Annotated in this window: 18 protein-coding genes; 13 read left to right on the plus strand and 5 right to left on the minus strand. The window is 70.8% G+C overall.

The features are described from left to right. Window positions 1-18: 18 nt before the first annotated feature. On the plus strand, window positions 19-1,503 hold the full coding sequence (locus tag ADL01_RS32965; RefSeq protein ID WP_078960892.1) for an LCP family protein: 1,485 nt from the start codon (window positions 19-21) through the stop codon (window positions 1,501-1,503). A gap of 134 nt (window positions 1,504-1,637) precedes the next feature. Beyond that, the gene (locus tag ADL01_RS32970) at window positions 1,638-2,951 is read left to right on the plus strand and encodes an LCP family protein (RefSeq protein ID WP_107091063.1); all 1,314 of its coding nucleotides are present in this window, start codon (window positions 1,638-1,640) and stop codon (window positions 2,949-2,951) included. A gap of 61 nt (window positions 2,952-3,012) precedes the next feature. On the opposite strand, the gene ADL01_RS32975 is transcribed toward ADL01_RS32970, so the two are convergent. Next, window positions 3,013-4,170 (minus strand): acyl-CoA dehydrogenase, encoded by a 1,158-nt coding sequence (locus tag ADL01_RS32975; RefSeq protein WP_053745713.1) that lies wholly within the window; start codon window positions 4,168-4,170, stop codon window positions 3,013-3,015. Between the two features lie 236 nt (window positions 4,171-4,406). On the opposite strand from ADL01_RS32975, the gene ADL01_RS32980 reads away from it, so the two are divergent. The 8 genes from ADL01_RS32980 to ADL01_RS33015 all read left to right on the plus strand — a co-directional run bounded on the left by ADL01_RS32980 (window position 4,407) and on the right by ADL01_RS33015 (window position 11,828). Next, a complete protein-coding gene (locus ADL01_RS32980) occupies window positions 4,407-5,750 on the plus strand; it encodes a UDP-glucose dehydrogenase family protein (RefSeq protein WP_053745714.1) in 1,344 nt (447 codons plus the stop codon). Between the two features lie 537 nt (window positions 5,751-6,287). Next, window positions 6,288-6,995 (plus strand): hypothetical protein, encoded by a 708-nt coding sequence (locus tag ADL01_RS32985; RefSeq protein WP_053745715.1) that lies wholly within the window; start codon window positions 6,288-6,290, stop codon window positions 6,993-6,995. Beyond that, window positions 6,992-8,311: a copper resistance CopC/CopD family protein gene (locus tag ADL01_RS42930; RefSeq protein WP_078960893.1), complete on the plus strand. Its 1,320-nt coding sequence runs from the start codon at window positions 6,992-6,994 to the stop codon at window positions 8,309-8,311. Before ADL01_RS32985 ends, ADL01_RS42930 begins: the two co-directional genes overlap by 4 nt. 27 nt (window positions 8,312-8,338) lie before the next feature. Further along, window positions 8,339-9,484: a cupredoxin domain-containing protein gene (locus ADL01_RS32995; RefSeq protein ID WP_053745716.1), complete on the plus strand. Its 1,146-nt coding sequence runs from the start codon at window positions 8,339-8,341 to the stop codon at window positions 9,482-9,484. A 119-nt stretch (window positions 9,485-9,603) separates the two neighbouring features. After that, window positions 9,604-10,113 (plus strand): hypothetical protein, encoded by a 510-nt coding sequence (locus tag ADL01_RS33000; protein ID WP_053745717.1) that lies wholly within the window; start codon window positions 9,604-9,606, stop codon window positions 10,111-10,113. A 44-nt stretch (window positions 10,114-10,157) separates the two neighbouring features. Beyond that, the gene (locus ADL01_RS33005; RefSeq protein ID WP_107091059.1) at window positions 10,158-10,928 is read left to right on the plus strand and encodes a cupredoxin domain-containing protein; all 771 of its coding nucleotides are present in this window, start codon (window positions 10,158-10,160) and stop codon (window positions 10,926-10,928) included. A gap of 106 nt (window positions 10,929-11,034) precedes the next feature. Beyond that, window positions 11,035-11,394: a VOC family protein gene (locus tag ADL01_RS33010; RefSeq protein ID WP_053745718.1), complete on the plus strand. Its 360-nt coding sequence runs from the start codon at window positions 11,035-11,037 to the stop codon at window positions 11,392-11,394. Window positions 11,395-11,432: 38 nt separating this feature from the next. Then, entirely contained in the window at window positions 11,433-11,828 is a 396-nt protein-coding gene (locus ADL01_RS33015) for a VOC family protein (RefSeq protein WP_053745719.1), read from the plus strand. A 32-nt stretch (window positions 11,829-11,860) separates the two neighbouring features. Here ADL01_RS33015 and ADL01_RS33020 read toward each other — a convergent pair whose 3' ends face one another. Further along, window positions 11,861-12,991, minus strand: coding sequence for a dipeptidase (locus ADL01_RS33020; protein WP_053745720.1), 1,131 nt, complete (start codon window positions 12,989-12,991; stop codon window positions 11,861-11,863). A 118-nt stretch (window positions 12,992-13,109) separates the two neighbouring features. On the opposite strand from ADL01_RS33020, the gene ADL01_RS45545 reads away from it, so the two are divergent. Both ADL01_RS45545 and ADL01_RS33030 read left to right on the plus strand, forming a co-directional pair. After that, the gene (locus tag ADL01_RS45545; RefSeq protein WP_199834993.1) at window positions 13,110-13,742 is read left to right on the plus strand and encodes a DUF5753 domain-containing protein; all 633 of its coding nucleotides are present in this window, start codon (window positions 13,110-13,112) and stop codon (window positions 13,740-13,742) included. A 2-nt stretch (window positions 13,743-13,744) separates the two neighbouring features. Continuing rightward, the gene (locus ADL01_RS33030) at window positions 13,745-13,936 is read left to right on the plus strand and encodes a hypothetical protein (protein WP_053745721.1); all 192 of its coding nucleotides are present in this window, start codon (window positions 13,745-13,747) and stop codon (window positions 13,934-13,936) included. 213 nt (window positions 13,937-14,149) lie between these two features. On the opposite strand, the gene ADL01_RS33035 is transcribed toward ADL01_RS33030, so the two are convergent. Genes ADL01_RS33035 through ADL01_RS33045 form a run of 3 tightly spaced genes read right to left on the minus strand, consistent with a single transcriptional unit; the run spans window position 14,150 to window position 17,036 of the window. Next, window positions 14,150-15,337 carry a dipeptidase gene (locus ADL01_RS33035; RefSeq protein ID WP_053745722.1) on the minus strand — a complete coding sequence of 396 codons (1,188 nt, stop codon included), beginning with the start codon at window positions 15,335-15,337 and terminating at the stop codon, window positions 14,150-14,152. After that, window positions 15,334-15,879, minus strand: coding sequence for a 5-(carboxyamino)imidazole ribonucleotide mutase (purE, locus tag ADL01_RS33040; RefSeq protein WP_107091060.1), 546 nt, complete (start codon window positions 15,877-15,879; stop codon window positions 15,334-15,336). The genes ADL01_RS33035 and purE overlap by 4 nt, the downstream gene beginning before the upstream one ends. After that, window positions 15,876-17,036: a 5-(carboxyamino)imidazole ribonucleotide synthase gene (locus ADL01_RS33045; RefSeq protein WP_078960894.1), complete on the minus strand. Its 1,161-nt coding sequence runs from the start codon at window positions 17,034-17,036 to the stop codon at window positions 15,876-15,878. Before ADL01_RS33045 ends, purE begins: the two co-directional genes overlap by 4 nt. Before the next feature lie 154 nt (window positions 17,037-17,190). Here ADL01_RS33045 and ADL01_RS33050 point away from each other — a divergent pair, with 154 nt between their 5' ends. Further along, the gene (locus ADL01_RS33050) at window positions 17,191-17,775 is read left to right on the plus strand and encodes a GtrA family protein (RefSeq protein WP_053745724.1); all 585 of its coding nucleotides are present in this window, start codon (window positions 17,191-17,193) and stop codon (window positions 17,773-17,775) included.

Consider the following 17,775-nt stretch of genomic DNA (forward strand, 5'->3'; position numbering starts at 1 on the left):
TCGCGGAGGTGCTCCCCCATGCCCGCGTCCCCCGCCTCCCCCCACTCCCCCGGTTCCCCGCGGCGCCGGCCACGGCCGTCGTCCGGGCGCCCGCGTCCCCCCGTACGGCGGAAAAAGCCCCGTTGGGCCATGCGGGCGGTGACGACGCTGTCCGTCGTGGTGCTCGCCGCGGCCGGCATCGGGCACGCGGTGGTCTCCAGCCTCGACGCCGACATCGCCCGCGTCGATCCCTTCAAGGACATGAAGAACCGTCCGCGGGCCGGTCACGGCATGAACGTGCTGCTGGTCGGCACGGATGGGCGGGACGGGATCAGCGAGGCCGAGCGGCGGCGGTTCCGGCTCGGGGGCACGCCCTGCCACTGCACCGACACGATGATGATCGTGCACATCTCGGACGACCGGGAGCGGGCGAGCGTCGTCAGCCTGCCGCGCGACTCGTACGCCGAGACGCCCCCGCACATCGACCGGACCACCGGGCACCGGCACGGCGGGCATGTCCTCAAGCTGAACGCGGCGTACGCGGAGGGCGGTCCGAACCTCACCGTGCGGACCGTGGAGCACATGACGCATCTGAAGATCGACCACTATCTGGAGATCGACTTCATCAGCTTCATGAAGACGGTGGACGTGCTGGGGGGCGTCGAGATCTGTACGCCGAAACCGCTGAAGGACTCCTACACCGGCCTCGACCTCACCGCCGGGGAGCATGAGCTCAGCGGCGGGCAGGCCTTGCAGTACGTCCGCTCCCGGCACGCCGACGGGTCGTCCGACCTGGGGCGGATGCAGCGCCAGCAGCGGTTCATGGCGGCGCTCCTCGCCCAGTCCACGTCGTCCGGGGTGCTGCTGAACCCGATGAGGTTCCGGGACATCACCCGGGCGGTGCTCGGGTCGGTGCGGGCGGACAAGGAGTTCGGCACCGGTGAGCTGCTGGACCTCGGGCGGGCCATGCGGACCTTCTCGCCGGCGTCGTCCGAGTTCACGACCGTGCCGATCGGGCGGATGGGATACGCCGTGAAAGGCATCGGTTCGACGTTGAAGTGGGACGCGGCGAAGGCGGGGCGGCTGTTCCGGGCGCTGCGGGAGGACGAGCCGCTCGCGGTGCGCAAGGGCGGGCGCGGGGGCGGGGGCGGCGGGAAGAGCGGAGCGCCGGCGCGGGTGGAGGTGGCGCCGCAGCAGATCCGGGTGCAGGTCGAGAACGGGACGCTCACCGCGGGGCTCGGGCGGAAGGTGGACCGGGCGCTGGCCGCGACCGGGTTCCGGACCACTCGGGTGCCGGTGAACGCGCGGGACCGGGAGGCGCGGGGGACGGTGATCGCGTACGACCCCCGGTGGGACCGCTCCGCGAAGTCGCTGGCGGCGGCGCTGCCGGGGAGTTCGCTGCGGGCGGTGCGGGGGCAGGGGCCGCTGCTGAAGGTGGTGGTCGGGGCGGACCATCAGGGGGTGCGGAAGGTTCGGGCGGGTGAGTTCGGGGTGAGTACGGGGGATCAGGTGGGGTGCCGGTGAAACCTGGTCTGTGATGGCTACCACCCCGGTTCGGCCGCACACCTGGGCGATTTGTGTCAGCTTCGCAACAGCCGTGCCCCTAAATTCCATCGACCCTTGTAAAGGGCATGGTCCGGCACTGCACACTGGTCCGCATGAACGATTGGCCCGACGCGTGGTCCGACGACAACCGCAACAACCGCTACGGACGCGGCAGCGCGAACGCACAGCCCGAGAGTGCGCGCGTGATGCGGCAGGTCCAGCGCGGCCAGGGCGGCCCGAATCCCGCCGCCCCGCCGTACGGCGGGGTTCCGCAGCAGCAGCCGTACGCCGGTGATCAGAGCCAGGACCCGTACGGGAACGGGAACGGCTTCGACAGCGGCTACAACACCGGCCAGGTCTACGGCGGCGCACAGAGCGCCGGCGGGCCGGGCGGCGGGCCGGGCGGGCCCGGCGGCATGGCGAGCGCCCGTGGTGCGCGCCCCGCCCCGAACTGGCGGGCGCGCATCAAGTGGACCGCGATCACCGTGGCCTCCCTGCTGGTCGTGGTGTCCGTCGGTACGTACTTCTGGGCCGACGGCAAGCTGAACCGCGAGGTCGACCTGTCCAAGGTCATCGACCGGCCGGACGGCGGCGAGGGCACGAATTATCTGATCGTCGGTTCCGACAGCCGCGCGGGCATGTCGGCCGAGGAGAAGAAGGCGCTCCACACCGGCTCCGCCGAGGGCAAGCGCACGGACTCGATGATGATCCTGCACACCGGCGACAACGGCCCGACGCTCGTCTCCCTCCCCCGTGACTCGGACGTGGAGATCCCGACGTTCGTCGGCTCCGAGTCCGGCAAGACGTACAAGGGCACCGGCAGGCACACCAAGCTGAACGCGGCCTACGCCACGGACGGCCCCGAACTCCTCGTCCGTACCGTCGAGTTCAACACCGGTCTGCGCATCGACCACTACGTGGAGATCGGCTTCGCCGGCTTCGCGAACATCGTGGACGCGGTCGGCGGCGTGGACCTCACCATCCCCAAGGGCGGGATGAAGGACACGAAGTCCGGCGCCAACTTCTCGGCGGGCGAGCAGACCCTCAACGGCAAGCAGGCCCTGGCCTTCGTCCGTACCCGGTACGCCCTCGCGGGCAGCGACCTCGACCGTACGAAGAACCAGCAGAAGTTCCTCGCGGCGCTGGCGAGCCAGACCGCGACGCCGGGCACGATCCTGAACCCGTTCAAGCTGTACCCGACGATGAGCGCGGGCCTCGACACCCTGATCGTCGACAAGGACATGGGCCTGTTCGACCTGGCCGACATGTTCTGGGCGATGAAGGGCGTCACGGGCGGCGACGGCACGTCCATGAACATGCCGATCTCGGGCTCGACCGGCGGCAACCTCGTCTGGAACAAGACGAAGGTGAAGACGCTGGTGACCGAGCTGAAGAACGACGACAAGGTCACGGTCTCCGGCAACTGAGCACCGCACGCGAGTGCGCCCCTGCCCGACGGGCAGGGGCGCACTCGCGTGTCCGGGGCTGTTACGGCAGGTTGCGGGCCATCACTATCCGCTGGACCTGGTTCGTGCCCTCGTAGATCTGCGTGATCTTGGCGTCGCGCATCATGCGCTCCACCGGATAGTCACGCGTGTAGCCGTAGCCGCCCAGCAGCTGGACCGCGTCCGTGGTGACCTCCATCGCCACGTCCGACGCGAAGCACTTCGCCGCCGCGCCCTGGAAGGTGAGGTCGCTGTCGCCGCGCTCGGACTTCGCTGCGGCCTGGTACGTCAGGGCGCGGGCGGCCTCGATCTTCATCGCCATGTCGGCGAGCATGAACTGGATGCCCTGGAAGTCGGCGATCGGCTTGCCGAACTGCTTGCGCTCCTTGACGTACCCCTTGGCGTAGTCGAGGGCGCCCTGCGCGATGCCCAGGGCCTGCGCGGCGATCGTGATCCGGGTGTGGTCCAGGGTCTTCATCGCGGTGGCGAAGCCGGTGCCCTCCTCGCCGATGATGCGGTCGGCCGGGATGCGGACGTTGTCGAGGTAGACCTCGCGGGTCGGGCTGCCCTTGATGCCGAGCTTCTTCTCCGGGGCGCCGAAGGAGACGCCCTCGTCGGACTTCTCGACGACGAACGCCGAGATGCCCTTGCTGCGCTTGGTGGGGTCGGTCACGGCCATCACCGTGTAGTACTCGGACTCGCCCGCGTTGGTGATCCAGCGCTTCACGCCGTTGAGGACCCAGAAGTCGCCGTCGCGGACCGCCTTCGTCTTCATGCCGGCCGCGTCCGAGCCCGCGTCGGGCTCCGAAAGGCAGTACGAGAACATGCCGTCGCCCTTGGCGAGCGGCGTCATGTACTTCTTCTTCAGCTCCTCCGAGCCGGACAGGATCACCGGGAGGGAGCCGAGCTTGTTGACGGCCGGGATCAGCGACGAGGAGGCGCACACCCGCGCCACCTCCTCGATCACGATCACCGTCGCCAGCGCGTCCGCGCCCGCGCCGCCGTACGACTCGGGTACGTGCACGGCGTGCAGGTCGGCCGCGACCAGCGCGTCGTGTGCCTCCTGGGGGAAACGGGCTTCCTCGTCCACCGCGGCGGCGTACGGCAAGATCTTCGCCTCGGCCAGGGAGCGGATCGCGTCACGGAGCATGTCGTGCTCCTCCGACGGGCGGTACAGGTCGAAATCAGCCGATCCGGCCAAGGTCTCTCACGCTCCAAAGACGCTGTGTGACTGACGCTAACTACCGTTAAGTAACCCAAATTTTAAGGGCCTGTCCCCCGCACTGATACGTGACCTTGGCGACAGGGAGAGACCTTGAAGGGAATCTGCCCGGTGCGGGGCGCCGAAACGCCCCGACTATGCTCGCCATCGCACGGACGACCACCCCCGCAGGCCGTACACCAGGCCGCGCCCGCAGGCATACCCCAGGAGCACCCATGGCTCTCAAGATCACCGTGATCGGCACCGGATATCTCGGCGCCACCCACGCCGCCGCCATGGCCGAGCTCGGTTTCGAGGTGCTGGGCCTCGATGTCGTCGAGGAGAAGATCGACCTGCTGCGGCGCGGGCAGGTCCCCATGTACGAGCCCGGGCTCGAGGAGTTGCTGCGCAAGCACGTCGCCGGGATCGAGGGGTCCACCGGGCGGCTGCGCTTCACCATGGACTGGGCCGAGGTCGCCGCGTTCGGCGACATCCACTTCGTCTGCGTGAACACCCCGCAGAAGCACGGCGAGTACGCCTGTGACATGTCGTACGTCGACGCCGCGATCGAGTCCCTCGCCCCGCACCTCACCGCCCCCGCCCTGGTCGTCGGCAAGTCGACCGTGCCCGTCGGCTCGGCGGACCGGCTCGCCCGCACGATCTCCGGGCTGGCACCGGCCGGCGCGGACGCCGAGCTGGCCTGGAACCCGGAGTTCCTGCGCGAGGGCTTCGCCGTCCAGGACACGCTGCACCCCGACCGGGTCGTGGTCGGCGTACGGAGCGAGCGGGCCGAGAAGCTGCTGCGCGAGGTGTACGCCACCCCGATCGAGGAGGGGACGCCGTTCGTCGTCACCGACTTCCCGACCGCGGAGCTGGTGAAGACCTCCGCGAACTCCTTCCTCGCCACCAAGATCTCGTTCATCAACGCGATGGCGGAGGTCTGCGAGGCCGCCGACGGGGATGTGGCGAAGCTGGCCGAGGCGATCGGGTACGACGACCGGATCGGCAGCAGGTTCCTGCGGGCCGGGATCGGGTTCGGGGGCGGCTGTCTGCCGAAGGACATCCGGGCGTTCATGGCGCGCGCGGGCGAGCTGGGCGCGGACCAGGCGCTGACCTTCCTGCGCGAGATCGACTCGATCAACATGCGCCAGCGCGGCCAGATGGTGGAGCTGACCCGGCAGGCACTGGGCGGCGGCCCGTTCCTCGGGAAGCGGATCGCGGTGCTCGGCGCCACCTTCAAGCCCGACTCGGACGACGTCCGTGACTCGCCGGCCCTCAACGTTGCCGGGCAGATACACCTCCAGGGCGGCCAGGTGACGGTGTACGACCCGAAGGGCATGGACAACGCGCGACGACTCTTCCCGACGCTCGCGTACGCCGACACGGCCCTGGAGGCCGTCCGGGGCGCCGACGCCGTACTGCACCTGACGGAGTGGCGGGAGTTCCGCGAGCTGGACCCGGCGGCGCTGGGCGAGGCGGTGGCCCACCGGCTCGTGCTGGACGGGCGCAACGCTCTCGACCCGGAGGTGTGGCGGCGGGCCGGGTGGACGTACCGGGCCATGGGGCGCCCGACCGCCTGACGGAGGCTGAGGGAGGCTGAGGGAGCCTGACGGCCGCTGAGCGCTTTTTTGCGGCTGCGCTCTTGCGGTCTCGTTTTCCGGTCGCGTTCTTGCGGCCGAGTTCTGAGGTCGCGCTCTTGCACTCACCTGAAACTCGGGACTTCGCCGAAATTATCCACGTCGGTGGATTCCGGTGCGGCCGCATTCCGCGAGGCCGCGACAGACCAGGCGTCAAGGCTCGGTCCGTGGGGCACGGGTCGCCCGGGGACTGGGGCGACCGGCCTGCGTGTCGACATATGCCATCTCCCCAGAATCCCCAGAACTGGTTCGAATTCCATTCGAGCGGCGTGTGGGAATTGCTGCACATCGGCACGAATTCTCCACCGTCGCATTGCGCGTATTGACAACGTTCTCGACCCATCTCACAGCCGGGGCACCTTCGAAAGAGAGGTGGGCAACAGGCAGTTAACTGGCGCGTAGCCACGCCGAATCCACACCACCCTCCAATGGTCCGCATTCACCGACCGGAATGACCGGACCATGCCAGGGAGAGTGATCATGCCCTTGTTCCGCAGGGCGAATTGGCCGAGGGACCATCGTGACGAGTTCGTCGCGGGGGCTCTCGTCGGGGCGGTGGTGATCGTGCTCGGCTACGCGTCGGGCATCGGCGCGTCCACCGCCTCCGGCGGCGCCGAGGCCGCCGCTCCCCCGCCGTCGTCGCCCTCGGCCACGGCACCCCCGAACATCGCCCCGGGCGACTCCGGCGCCCAGTCGCCGGGCAGCGGAACGGGTGGTGTGGGTGGTGACACCGGCGGCTGGACCGGCCAAGTGCCCGTGGGAACCGGGGAGTTGCCCGTGTACGGCGGCACCGGCTCCGGAACTGGAACCGGGGGTCACCCGGGCCATGCCGGGCACGGCACCTCACCCTCCCCGACGCCCACCCTTCCGCCCGCCACCTCCCCCTCCCCCGCCCCCTCCTCGTCGCCGTCCCCCTCCGGCTCCGAGCCGCCCACCGACGACGCCACCTGCGCCGACGGTGAGGTACGGCTCGTGGCGCCGCTCCTCACCGGTGTCACCCAGCCCCTGTTCGGCCTCCTCAACGGCACCGACGGCAGCGGTACGGACGCCACCGGCACGGACGACGACATGACCCCCGAGCCGACGGCCTCCCCGTGCGTCGGGCTCGCCCCTCTCTCCGGTCTGCTCGGCGGCTCCTCCTCGTCTCCTTCCCCCTCCGCGTCCCCGCTGTCGGAGGCCACCCCGTGACCCGCCTCCGCACCCTCCGCACCCTCTTCCCGCTGCTCCTCGGCGCCCTTCTCCACGGCCTGGTCGGCGCGGTCCCGGCCGCGGCCCACACCGAACTCGTCAGTTCCGCCCCGAAGGACGGCGCGCGCCTCGCCAAGGCCCCCGATCACCTGACCCTCACCTTCGACGAGCCCGTCGACCCCACCGAAGTCCGCGCCATGACCCTCGACGGTGACCGGCTCCCCGTGACCCGCGCACCGCACGGCACCGGCGACTCCGTGCGCATCGCCACCGGTGGACCGGCGAACGGCACGCTCTCCGTCGTCTGGTCCGTCGTCGACATGGAGGACGGCCACGCCTCCTCCGGCCGGCTCACCTTCGCCGTCGGCACGGCCCCGAGCACCGCGGCCGTCCACGGCGCCCAGGACCGCGGCGACGAGGCCGCCGCCCCTTCCCCCTCGCCCCTGGTGCGGAAGGGCCTCGTCGCCGCTCGCTGGATGGGGTATCTCGCGCTGGCCGTGTTCGTCGGCGGGCTCGCCTTCGTCGCGCTGCTGTGGCCGCGCGGCGCGGAGGAACGCCGGGCGCGGGCGCTGCTCGCGCTGGCCTGGGGCTGCGGACTGCTGTCGACGGTCGCGGGCATCGGGCTCCAGGGCGCGTATGTCTCCTTCGGCGGTCTGCGGGACGCGCTGCGCCCGGCCTCGTACACCGAGGTGCTCACCACCGAGCCCGGTGTCGCGCTCGCCGCGCGCGGACTGCTGTGGGTGCTCGCGGCGGTGGTGCTGAGCGCGCTGCTGCAGGGCGGGGCCCTTACCTCACGCTCCCCCGGCTGGCGCGTGGGCGCCCTCGCGGTGGCTCTCGGGCTGCTGCGGTCGACCGGTATGCGAGGGCACGACTCCGAGGGCAGCGAGCCCACTTGGGGCGCCGTCGCCGACCTCGTCCATCTGCTCGGGGCAGCCCTGTGGACCGGCGGCCTGGTCATGCTGACGGTGGCCGTGCTGCCGCGTCGCCGGCCCGCCGAACTGGCGTCGGTGGTGCCCGGTTACTCGCGGCTCGCCGCTGTCTCGGTCGCCGCGATCGTCGGCGCCGGGCTGGTGCTCGCCTGGCAGGTCGTGGGGTCGTACGACGCCCTGCTGCACACCTCGTACGGGCAGTTGCTGCTGGTCAAGGCTGCCGTGCTCGGGGGCGTCCTGGTGGCCGCCCAGTGCAGCCGCCAGTGGGTGCGCACCCGCCTCGATCTCGCCGTGCTGCTGCGCGGCGAGGCCGCCACCGTGCGGCCCTTCGGTTACTCGGTCGCGGCCGAGACGGGGCTCGTCCTCGTCGTCGATCCCGGCCAGTGAACTCCCCCTGAAAACCTAGGAGTTGCTTTGAAACGCACCGACGAAACCGGCGGGGCCGGCGAGCGCGCACCGCGCCGCGGGTCGCCCGCCGGGAACCGGTCCCTGCTGGTCGCGGGGCTCGGCGCGGCCTTCGCCGCCGTGCTCAGTCTGGGACTGCTCCAGGCCGCCTCCGGCAGCACGGCCACCACCTCGGACTCGGCGGCGGGCGCGGCTCAGGCGCCCGCAGCCGTGGCGGCAGCGGCCGCCGAGGCACTGCCCGCCACCGCGGCGGCACCCGACCATCAGGTCGACATCATGAACAACAAGTTCGGCAACGGCGCCCAGTTGGTCGTCAAGGTCGGCGAGACCGTGCGCTGGACCAACCACGACAGCGTGCCGCACACGGTCACCACCACCAAGGGCCCGAAGAAGTTCGACTCCGGCACGTTGGCGCAAGGCGACTCCTGGTCGTACACCTTCAGCGCGGCGGGGACGTACGAGTACTACTGCGCGGTCCACCCGGACATGGTGGCGTCCGTGAAGGTCGTCGCGGCCGACGGCGGTTCGACGGGCGGTTCGACAGGGGGCTCGACGGGCGGTTCGGCAGGGGGCTCGACGGGCGGTTCCACCGGCGGTTCTACGGGTGGCTCCACCGGCGGATCCACGGGTGGGTCTACAGGTGGCTCCACCGGCGGTACGTCGGGCGGCTCGACCGGTGGGTCGACGGGCGGTTCCGGGTCGAGCGGCGGCAGCGGCACTGGCGGCACCGGTGGCAGCACCTCGGGCGGCTCGTCCGGTGGCGGCACCGGCGGTTCCGGGGGCGGCGACGGCAGCGGTGAGCAGTGCGCCAGCGTCCAGGACGTGCTCCTGCCGATCCTCCAGCACATCAACGCCGCGCACCTGGAGCGGTCCCCGGGCCAGCAGGTGCAGGACGCGCTCGCGCTGGACTCGTACATCAAGCTGCACACGGTGTGGATCGAGACGATCCTGACGCCCGCCGTCGAGGGCGGCGGCGCGGTTGCCGACGAGACGCTCAGTGTGCTGCTGAACCACATCAACAAGGCGCACCTGGAGGAGTCGCTCGGGCAGCAGATCACCGATCTGCTCGACGTCGACAGCTACGTCAAGATGCACACGGTCTGGGCCGAGCACCTGCTCACACCCACCGAGGACTTCGTCACCGGCAACTGCTGACGGGGTTCGCCCCCGAGGAAGGACGCCGGTCCGGCCGAGGCTCAGTCGGCCGGACCGGCGCCCGCCCCATTCTCCACATCCCCGCCACACTTCAGGAACCGCATTCCAAGGAGACCGGGATGACAACCGTCACCCTGCCCACCGCCACCTTCGCCGCCGTGCTGCCACACCCCGGCCGGTACGCCGTGGCCCCCGACCGCTCGCTGGCCGAACTCACCGCCTGGTACGGCCCGTTGCCCACCCACCGCCGACGCGTCACCCTCACCGACGCCACCCTGACCGTGCCCGACGACCCCACCGTGCCCGAACACCCCGCCCCCACCCTCCGCTTCGAGTTCGAGGATCTCGACCGGACCGACGACACCCCCACCGTCCTCACCTCCGACACCATCGAACTTCTCGACGGTGGACGGAAGTTGCAGCTCACCGGCGACCTGAACCTGCGCGGCGTCCGGTTCCCCGCCCTCCTTCGCCTCCGCGTCGTCGAGCGCGCCGACCACCGCCTGCTCGTCGTGGGCACCGCCCTGCTGCCGTACCGACTACTGCGCCGCGCGACCGGCTTCCGGCCCAGCCGCCTGCCACGCCCGGCGACACGGCTGCGGCTGCTGGTCGCCGCGGAGTTCGCGTGAGGACGGCAGGGAGGCCGGCACCTCCGGTACGGCCGATACGTCCGGTGCACAGGGCCGCCGCACTCCGCCTCCTACTCGCCGTACTCGCCCTCCTCGCGCTCCTGTCTGCCGCGCCCGGACAGGCGTCGGCGGCCACCTACCGGGTCACCATGCAGGGGTACGCCTTCGCGCCGGCGACGCTGAGCGTCCCTGCCGGCGCCACGGTGACCTGGACCAACCAGGACACGGCCCCGCACGACGTGAAGACCACCTCGGGCCCGGTCCAGATCCACTCCCCCATGCTCAACAAGGGTGAGAGCTGGAGCTTCACCTTCACGACGGCGGGTTCGCACGCCTACTACTGCACCGTGCATCCGAACATGACGGCCGGAATCGCGGTACAGGCGGCGGCACCCGCGCCATCGGCGGCCCCGACGCACTCCCACACCCACACGGAACCCACCGCGGGCTCGGGATCAGGATCGGGATCGAAGCACCACGGAACCGGAACCGGTATGACCCAGCCGACATCGCCGACCGGCCGCGCACCGACCCGCACGGCCCCGGCCCCGGCAGCGGCGCCGAAAGCCCCCGGCCGGGCATCACCGGCGCCCACCACCGCACCCGCCGCCGCGCCGCCGTCCTCCGCCGCCTCGCCGGTCGCCGGGGCGGCTCCCCAGGCGCAGTCCACCGCCGCTGTCGCCTCGGTACGGCCACTGGACCCGTTGCTCCTCCTGACGGGGATCGTCGCCGGGATCGCCGTACTGTGCCTGCTGCTGGTGGGTTCGCGGGCCGCCGCTCCGCGTGGAAGGGGCGAAGCCGAAGGAGAAGCGTAGGAAGCGGTATGCCCATCGACCCCGTCAACTGGGTACAGGGAAGCAGAGAGGCCAAGGAGACCAAGGAAACCAAGGAAACAGCGCAAAGCGACCCACGGAGGAAGCCATGCCCATCGCCAAGTTCGACACCGTCGTCCTGGACTGTCCCGACCCCGGCGCGCTCGCCGCGTTCTACGCCGCGCTGCTGGGCGCCACGCCCGAGGCCGAGGAGGACTGGATCGACCTGCCGATCCCGGACGGCCCGAAGCTGGCCTTCCAGGCCGCCCCCGGCCACGTACCCCCGAAGTGGCCGTCGGCCGACGGCTCGCAGCAGTTCCATCTGGACGTGACCGTGGACGACCTGGACACGGCCGAGCGGGAGGTGCTCGCGCTGGGCGCGAAGCCGCTGGACACGTCGGACCGGGCACGCTCCTTCAGGGTTTACGCGGACCCGGCGGGGCACCCGTTCTGCCTCTGCGCGGGCTGACCGAACCTGCCGGACATCCGTACCGAACGAGGAAACCCATGGCACCCCTAGCCCGATTCCGTACCGTCGTCCTCGACTGTCCCGAGCCGCGCGAGCTGGCCCGTTTCTACGCGGGGGTCGTCGGCGGTACGCCGGCGGACGAGGACCCCGAGTGGGTCGTCCTCCACGTCCCCGGCGGGCCGCGGCTGGCCTTCCAGCAGGCGCCCGGGTACTCCCCGCCCGAGTGGCCGCGGGCCGACCACGGCTCGCAGCAGTTCCATCTCGACCTGGACGCCGGGGCGACCTGGGCGGAGCTGGACGCGGCCGAGAAGACGGTCCTCGCGCTGGGCGCCCGCCCGCTGGACCTGGACGACCAGGACGGCGAGCGGGACTTCAGGGTGTACGCCGATCCGGCGGGGCATCCGTTCTGCCTCTGCCGGATCGAGCACCCCTGAATCCCGTGAATCCCGCGGACCACTGAGGCGGGTCAGCCGTCCAGCTCCGCGATCCGCACCGTGGAGGGCTCCCTGCGCTGCTGGGCCGCCTTGGCCGTGAAGTCCGCGCTGCGCAGCGCGCGTTGGACGTTTCCCCAGGTGAGAAGGGCGAGGTCGGGTTCGGTCCAGCCGCGGTGCAGAAGTTCCGCGATCAGGTTCGGGTAGCAGGAGGCGTCGCCGAGTTCCTGCGGGTGGGCGATGCCGGAGTCGTACGTGCCGGACAGGCCGACGCACTCCGGGCCCGCGATCTCACGGACGTGGTCGAGATGGTCGGCGACGTCCCGGACGGACGGCCCGGTCTGCTCGGCCGTCAGCGGGACCAGGCACAGGCCCCTGGCCGCGCCCAGCTCGGCGAGCGTCTCGTCGGGGAGATTCGCGGGGTGGGGGCGCAGGGCGCGGGCCGCGGAGCGGGTGCACAGGACCGGGGCCTTGGAGATCGTGACGGCACGGCTGATGGTGGCCGGGGAGGCGCCCGAGAGGTCGGCCAGCACGCCGAGGCGGTTCATCTCGCGGACCACCTCCTCGCCGAACCGGGTCAGCCCCGCCTCACTCGCCCAGGACGTCCCGGCGAGGGTGAGCACGCGCAGGCCCAGCGACTGCAGGACGCGCAGGATGGCGAGCGAGTCGCCGATCGCGGCGGCCGATGCGGGCCCGAGGACGACGGCGATGCGCCCGCAGTTACGGGCGTCGGTGACCTGCCCGGCGGTGCCCGCGAGGCGCAGTCCCTCGGGGTGGCTCCGGGCGACCGTCTTGACGAGGTCCAGCTGCTCGAGGGTGGCGCCGACGGCCCGGTCACCGGCGAGGCCCTCCGGCAGGTGCAGCGCCCAGAACAGCGCGCCCACGTGGCCGCGTCGCATCCGGGGCACGTCGGTGTCGACGGTGTTCTCCCCGAGCTCCAGGTCGTACCAGGGCAGGTGCCGCAACGCCCAGGGCAGCCCGCTGTAGCCATCGGCGACGGGGTGCGCGGCGAGGATGGCGTGGGCGCGGTCGAGGGGGGCGGCGTCCGGGTCGGAGAGGGGCGAGAAGTCGGGCTCGGGCTCCGGCAAGGGGACGGGCGGTGGGGCCGACGGGTCGAGTTCCCCGACCTCGGCTGTGGTGTGCAGTTCGTCCTGCAGGTCGGCCATGACGGGCTCCGTACGTCGTGATCTACCTCGTGATCGCAATAGGGCCACCGTCGCACGGTGGCGGAGGGGCTTCCTGGTGGGTGGGGCGTTCGGGGGTACGCCGGGCTCGGGAGTGCACGTGCGCTCGGCGCACGGTGGAGCGCACGGCGAAAACGTTTGCGACCGGCGCCCCAGACGACGCATCTCGCCTCGCCCGCCAAAGGGTCAGTCCTGGTGGTCCGAGTACAACGACGTCATCAGCCAGCCCTTCTCCCAGTACCTGGGCTACGAGAGCGCGGCAACCCTCATTCGGAGCTACCACCCGAGTCTCGTTCCGGGCCAGCTGCAGATCACGGACTACATCACCGCCCTCTGGGAGGTCAGCGAACCCACCCCCCGGGCCAGGCGCCTCATCGACATGCGGCTCGCCCGGCAGGAGAGGGTCTTTCAGGACGGCGGCCCCAAGGTCGAGATGATTCTGGACGAGTCCGCGCTGCGCCGCCAGATCGGCGGTCCGGGGGTCATGCGCCGGCAGTTGGCCCACCTCAAGCAGCTCGCGTCCGGGGACCAGAGAGAAGCGACGACGAGCACGAGGGACCGGAGCTGGGCCCCCGCCGCTCCCGCCGCGCTGAGCCCGACTACAACATATTCCTGCAGTCGGGAGCCACCGTCGGCGAGTCGGATGAGACGTACCCGTGTCCGCCCGGGCCTCAGCGTGGAAGAGCGGATATCGACGTCACGATCCGCCTTCTGCGCAACCTTGCCGCCCTGATCATGTTCTCATCGGGCACCTTCACCCTCGTGGCCTTCGCCGGCATCGGGATGGGTGTACCGCCCTGGTTCTGCCTTGTCGTCGCCTTCGGCGGTGGCCCGCTCACGATCTGGGCGTTCGTCAGGGCCTTCGGGGCGGTGCAGTCCTCGCTGCCGGACGGACAAGGAGGTCCACCGTCCAGTGGCGGGCCGTAGCCGGTGAGCGCACTCACCACCAGCCCGCGGCCACGGACACCCCGACGAGCACCGCCAGCCACATCACGAGCCTCAGCCTCCCCGGCCAACGCAGCCCCCTCGATATCTCGCCCCGCTCCGAGCTACGCCGAACGCCCTACGGTTCTCACCCGTTGTGGCCGCAGTTCAACAGATGGTCGCCCCTCTGGCGCGTTCTGGGGGTCCAGTCACCCCTCACCCGTCCAACTCCCCCAACGTGGCGCGGGAAGGCCCACGTCTCCCTCGTACCTCACGCGCCACATCCTCCGCCGCCCCCAGCACCCGCACCGCGTTCCCCCAGGTCAGCTTGGCAAGATCATCCTTCGACCAGCGCCGGTCCAGCAGTTCCGCGATCAGGTTCGGGTAACCGGAGACGTCCGACAGGCCGTCGGGAGTGAACGCCGTGCCGTCGTAGTCGCCGCCGATGCCCAGGTGGTCGATTCCGGCCACCTCCCGCATGTGGTCCAGATGGTCGGCGACCGTCGAGACCGTGGCGACGGGGCGTGGGGTCGTCTCCTCGAAGGCGCGGTGGATCTTCATCGCCTCGGGGGTCGTGTCGAGGGGGTGGAAGCCGTGGGCGCGCATGTTGTCGTCCGCGGCGGCCGTCCAGTCGACGGCGGCCTGGAGGACGAACTTCGGTACGAACGTCACCATCGCCATCCCGCCGTTGACCGGCAGGCGTTCCAGCACGTCGTCGGGGATGTTGCGCGGATGGTCGCACACCGCGCGCGCGGAGGAGTGCGAGAAGATCACCGGCGCGACGGACGTGTCCAGGGCGTGCCGCATCGTGGTCGCCGCCACGTGCGAGAGGTCGACCAGCATGCCGAGGCGGTTCATCTCCCGGACCACCTCGCGGCCGAACTCCGACAGACCACCGACGCCCGGCTCGTCCGTCGCCGAGTCCGCCCACGCCACGTTGTCGTTGTGGGTGAGGGTCATGTAGCGCACGCCCAGCTCGTACAACCCCCGCAGGGTGCCGAGGGAGTTGGCGATCGAGTGGCCGCCCTCGGCGCCCATGAGGGAGGCGATACGGCCCTCGCGCCGGCCCGCCTCCATGTCGGCGGCCGTCAGCGCGGGCCGCAGATCGTCCTCGTACCGTGCGATCAACTGACGTACGCAGTCGATCTGTTCGAGGGTCGCCGGCACCGCGTCGGGGAGGTCCGAGCGGACGTACACCGACCAGTACTGCGCACCGACCCCGCCCTCGCGCAGGCGCGGGATGTCGGTGTGCAGGTGGGTGTGCTGGGCGGTGGCGATGTCGCGGGCGTCGAGGTCGTAGCGGACCTGTTCGCGCAGCGCCCACGGGAGGTCGTTGTGGCCGTCGACGACCGGGAACTCGCGCAGCAGTTCCCGGGCCTGCTCCAGTGAGCCCACGGACGTCACTTCCCGAAGCCGAAGCCGTTGCCGCCGCCCGCGCCGCTGTCGACCTTGGCGCGCAGCCGCTTGCCCTTCTCGGTGGCCTGGTCGTTCAGTTCCTGCTGGAACTCCCGCATCCGGCCGAGGAGTTCCTCGTCGTGCGAGGCGAGGATACGGGCCGCCAGCAGGCCCGCGTTGCGCGCGCCGCCGACCGAGACCGTGGCGACCGGTACGCCGGCCGGCATCTGCACGATCGACAGCAGCGAGTCCATGCCGTCGAGGTATTTGAGGGGTACGGGGACGCCGATCACGGGGAGCGGGGTCACCGACGCCAGCATGCCGGGCAGGTGGGCCGCGCCGCCCGCGCCGGCGATGATCGCCTTCAGTCCGCGCTCGGCGGCGTGTTCGCCGTACGCGATCATCTCGTGCGGCATGCGGTGCGCGGAGACGACGTCGACCTCGTAGGGGATCTCGAACTCGTCGAGTGCCTGGGCGGCGGCCTCCATGACGGGCCAGTCGCTGTCCGAACCCATGACGATGCCCACCACGGGGCCTGCTGCGGAACTCATTCGCTGATCGTGCCTCTCAGGTAGCCGGCTGCGTGACGGGCGCGCTCCAGCACGTCGTCGAGATCGTCGCCGTAGGTGTTCACATGGCCCACCTTGCGGCCGGGCTTCACGTCCTTGCCGTACATGTGGATCTTCAGCTGGGGGTCGCGGGCCATGCAGTGCAGGTACGCGGAGTACATGTCGGGGTAGTCGCCGCCCAGGACGTTCGCCATGACCGTCCACTTGGCGCGGGGGCGCGGGTCGCCGAGCGGGAGGTCGAGGACCGCGCGGACGTGGTTGGCGAACTGGCTGGTGATCGCGCCGTCCTGGGTCCAGTGGCCCGAGTTGTGCGGGCGCATCGCCAGTTCGTTGACGAGGATGCGTCCGTCACGGGTCTCGAACAGTTCGACGGCCAGGTGGCCGACCACGCCGAGTTCCTTGGCGATGCGCAGGGCCAGTTCCCCGGCGTGGAGGGCGAGCTCCTCCGCGATGCCGGGCGCCGGGGCGATGACCGTGTCGCACACGCCGTCGACCTGCTGCGATTCGACGACCGGGTACGCGACGGCCTGACCGTGCGGGGAGCGGACGACGTTCGCCGCCAGTTCCCGTACGAAGTCGACCTTCTCCTCGGCCAGGACCGGGACGCCGGCCCGGAAGGGGTCGGCGGCGTCCGCCTCGGAGCGGACGACCCACACGCCCTTGCCGTCGTACCCGCCGCGGACCGTCTTGAGGACGACCGGGAAACCGTCCCCCTGGGCACCTTCAGGAAGGCCCTCGGCCGCGAAGGCCACCACGTCCGGGACGTCGCGGACGATGCGATGGCGCGGGCAGGGCACCCCGATCTCGTCGAGCTTCGCCCGCATCACCCCCTTGTCCTGGGCGTGCACGAGCGCGTCGGGGCCGGGGCGGACGGGGATGCCGTCCGCCTCCAGAGCCCGAAGATGCTCGGTCGGAACGTGTTCGTGATCGAAAGTGATCACATCGCACCCCTGCGCGAACGCGCGCAGCGTCTCCAGGTCGCGGTAGTCGCCGACGACGACATCACCGACCACCTGCGCCGCGGACTCCTGCGGGGTGTCACTGAGGAGCTTGAACTTGATGCCGAGCGGGATGCCCGCCTCGTGTGTCATACGAGCGAGCTGCCCCCCGCCGACCATGCCGACTACCGGGAACGTCACCCTCCAAGAGTATCGGCCCGGCCATCGGGGCCTGAATGGTGCGCATTACACGCCTGTGACTCGATGCGCACAGGCAAGCCCGGGAGGGGGTGGTTAGCATGGCTGGGTTGACGAAATCCGACATCGCGATCCCACAGACAGGGGCCGACAGACCATGGAACATGGTTCCAAAGGTGGTTCCGACGGGCTTCATACGCCGCCCCGGAGTGCCGTGCGCCGGCGATTCGACCAGTTCGCCGCGGAGGTGGCGAAGTTCGGGGCGGTGGGCACCGCGGGGCTGATCGTCAATCTGCTCGTGTTCAACCTGGTGCGCCACACGACCGACCTCCCGGTCGTCCGCGCCAGTGTGACCGCCACGGTCGTCGCGATCTGCTCGAACTACATCGGCTTCCGCTACTTCACGTACCGGGACCGCGACAAGAGCGGCCGTACGAAGGAACTGTCGCTGTTCCTGCTGTTCAGCGCGGTCGGACTGGTGATCGAGAACGGCGTGCTGTACGCGGCGACGTACGGCTTCGGCCTGGACAGCCCGCTGCAGAGCAACGTCTTCAAGTTCGTCGGGATCGGCGTCGCGACCCTGTTCCGCTTCTGGTCGTACCGCACCTGGGTGTTCCGTACGCTTCCGGCGCGCGAGGCGGTCGCCAGTGCCGAATCGTTCCTCGAAGAGGCGGACGCGGCGTCCGCTCCGGAGGGCCGGACGCTTCCCGAGCGCCGGACACAGCACCAGCGCGTCGGCTGA

The sequence above is a fragment of the Streptomyces sp. NRRL WC-3618 genome, from assembly GCF_001280005.1.
Lineage (GTDB): Bacteria > Actinomycetota > Actinomycetes > Streptomycetales > Streptomycetaceae > Streptomyces.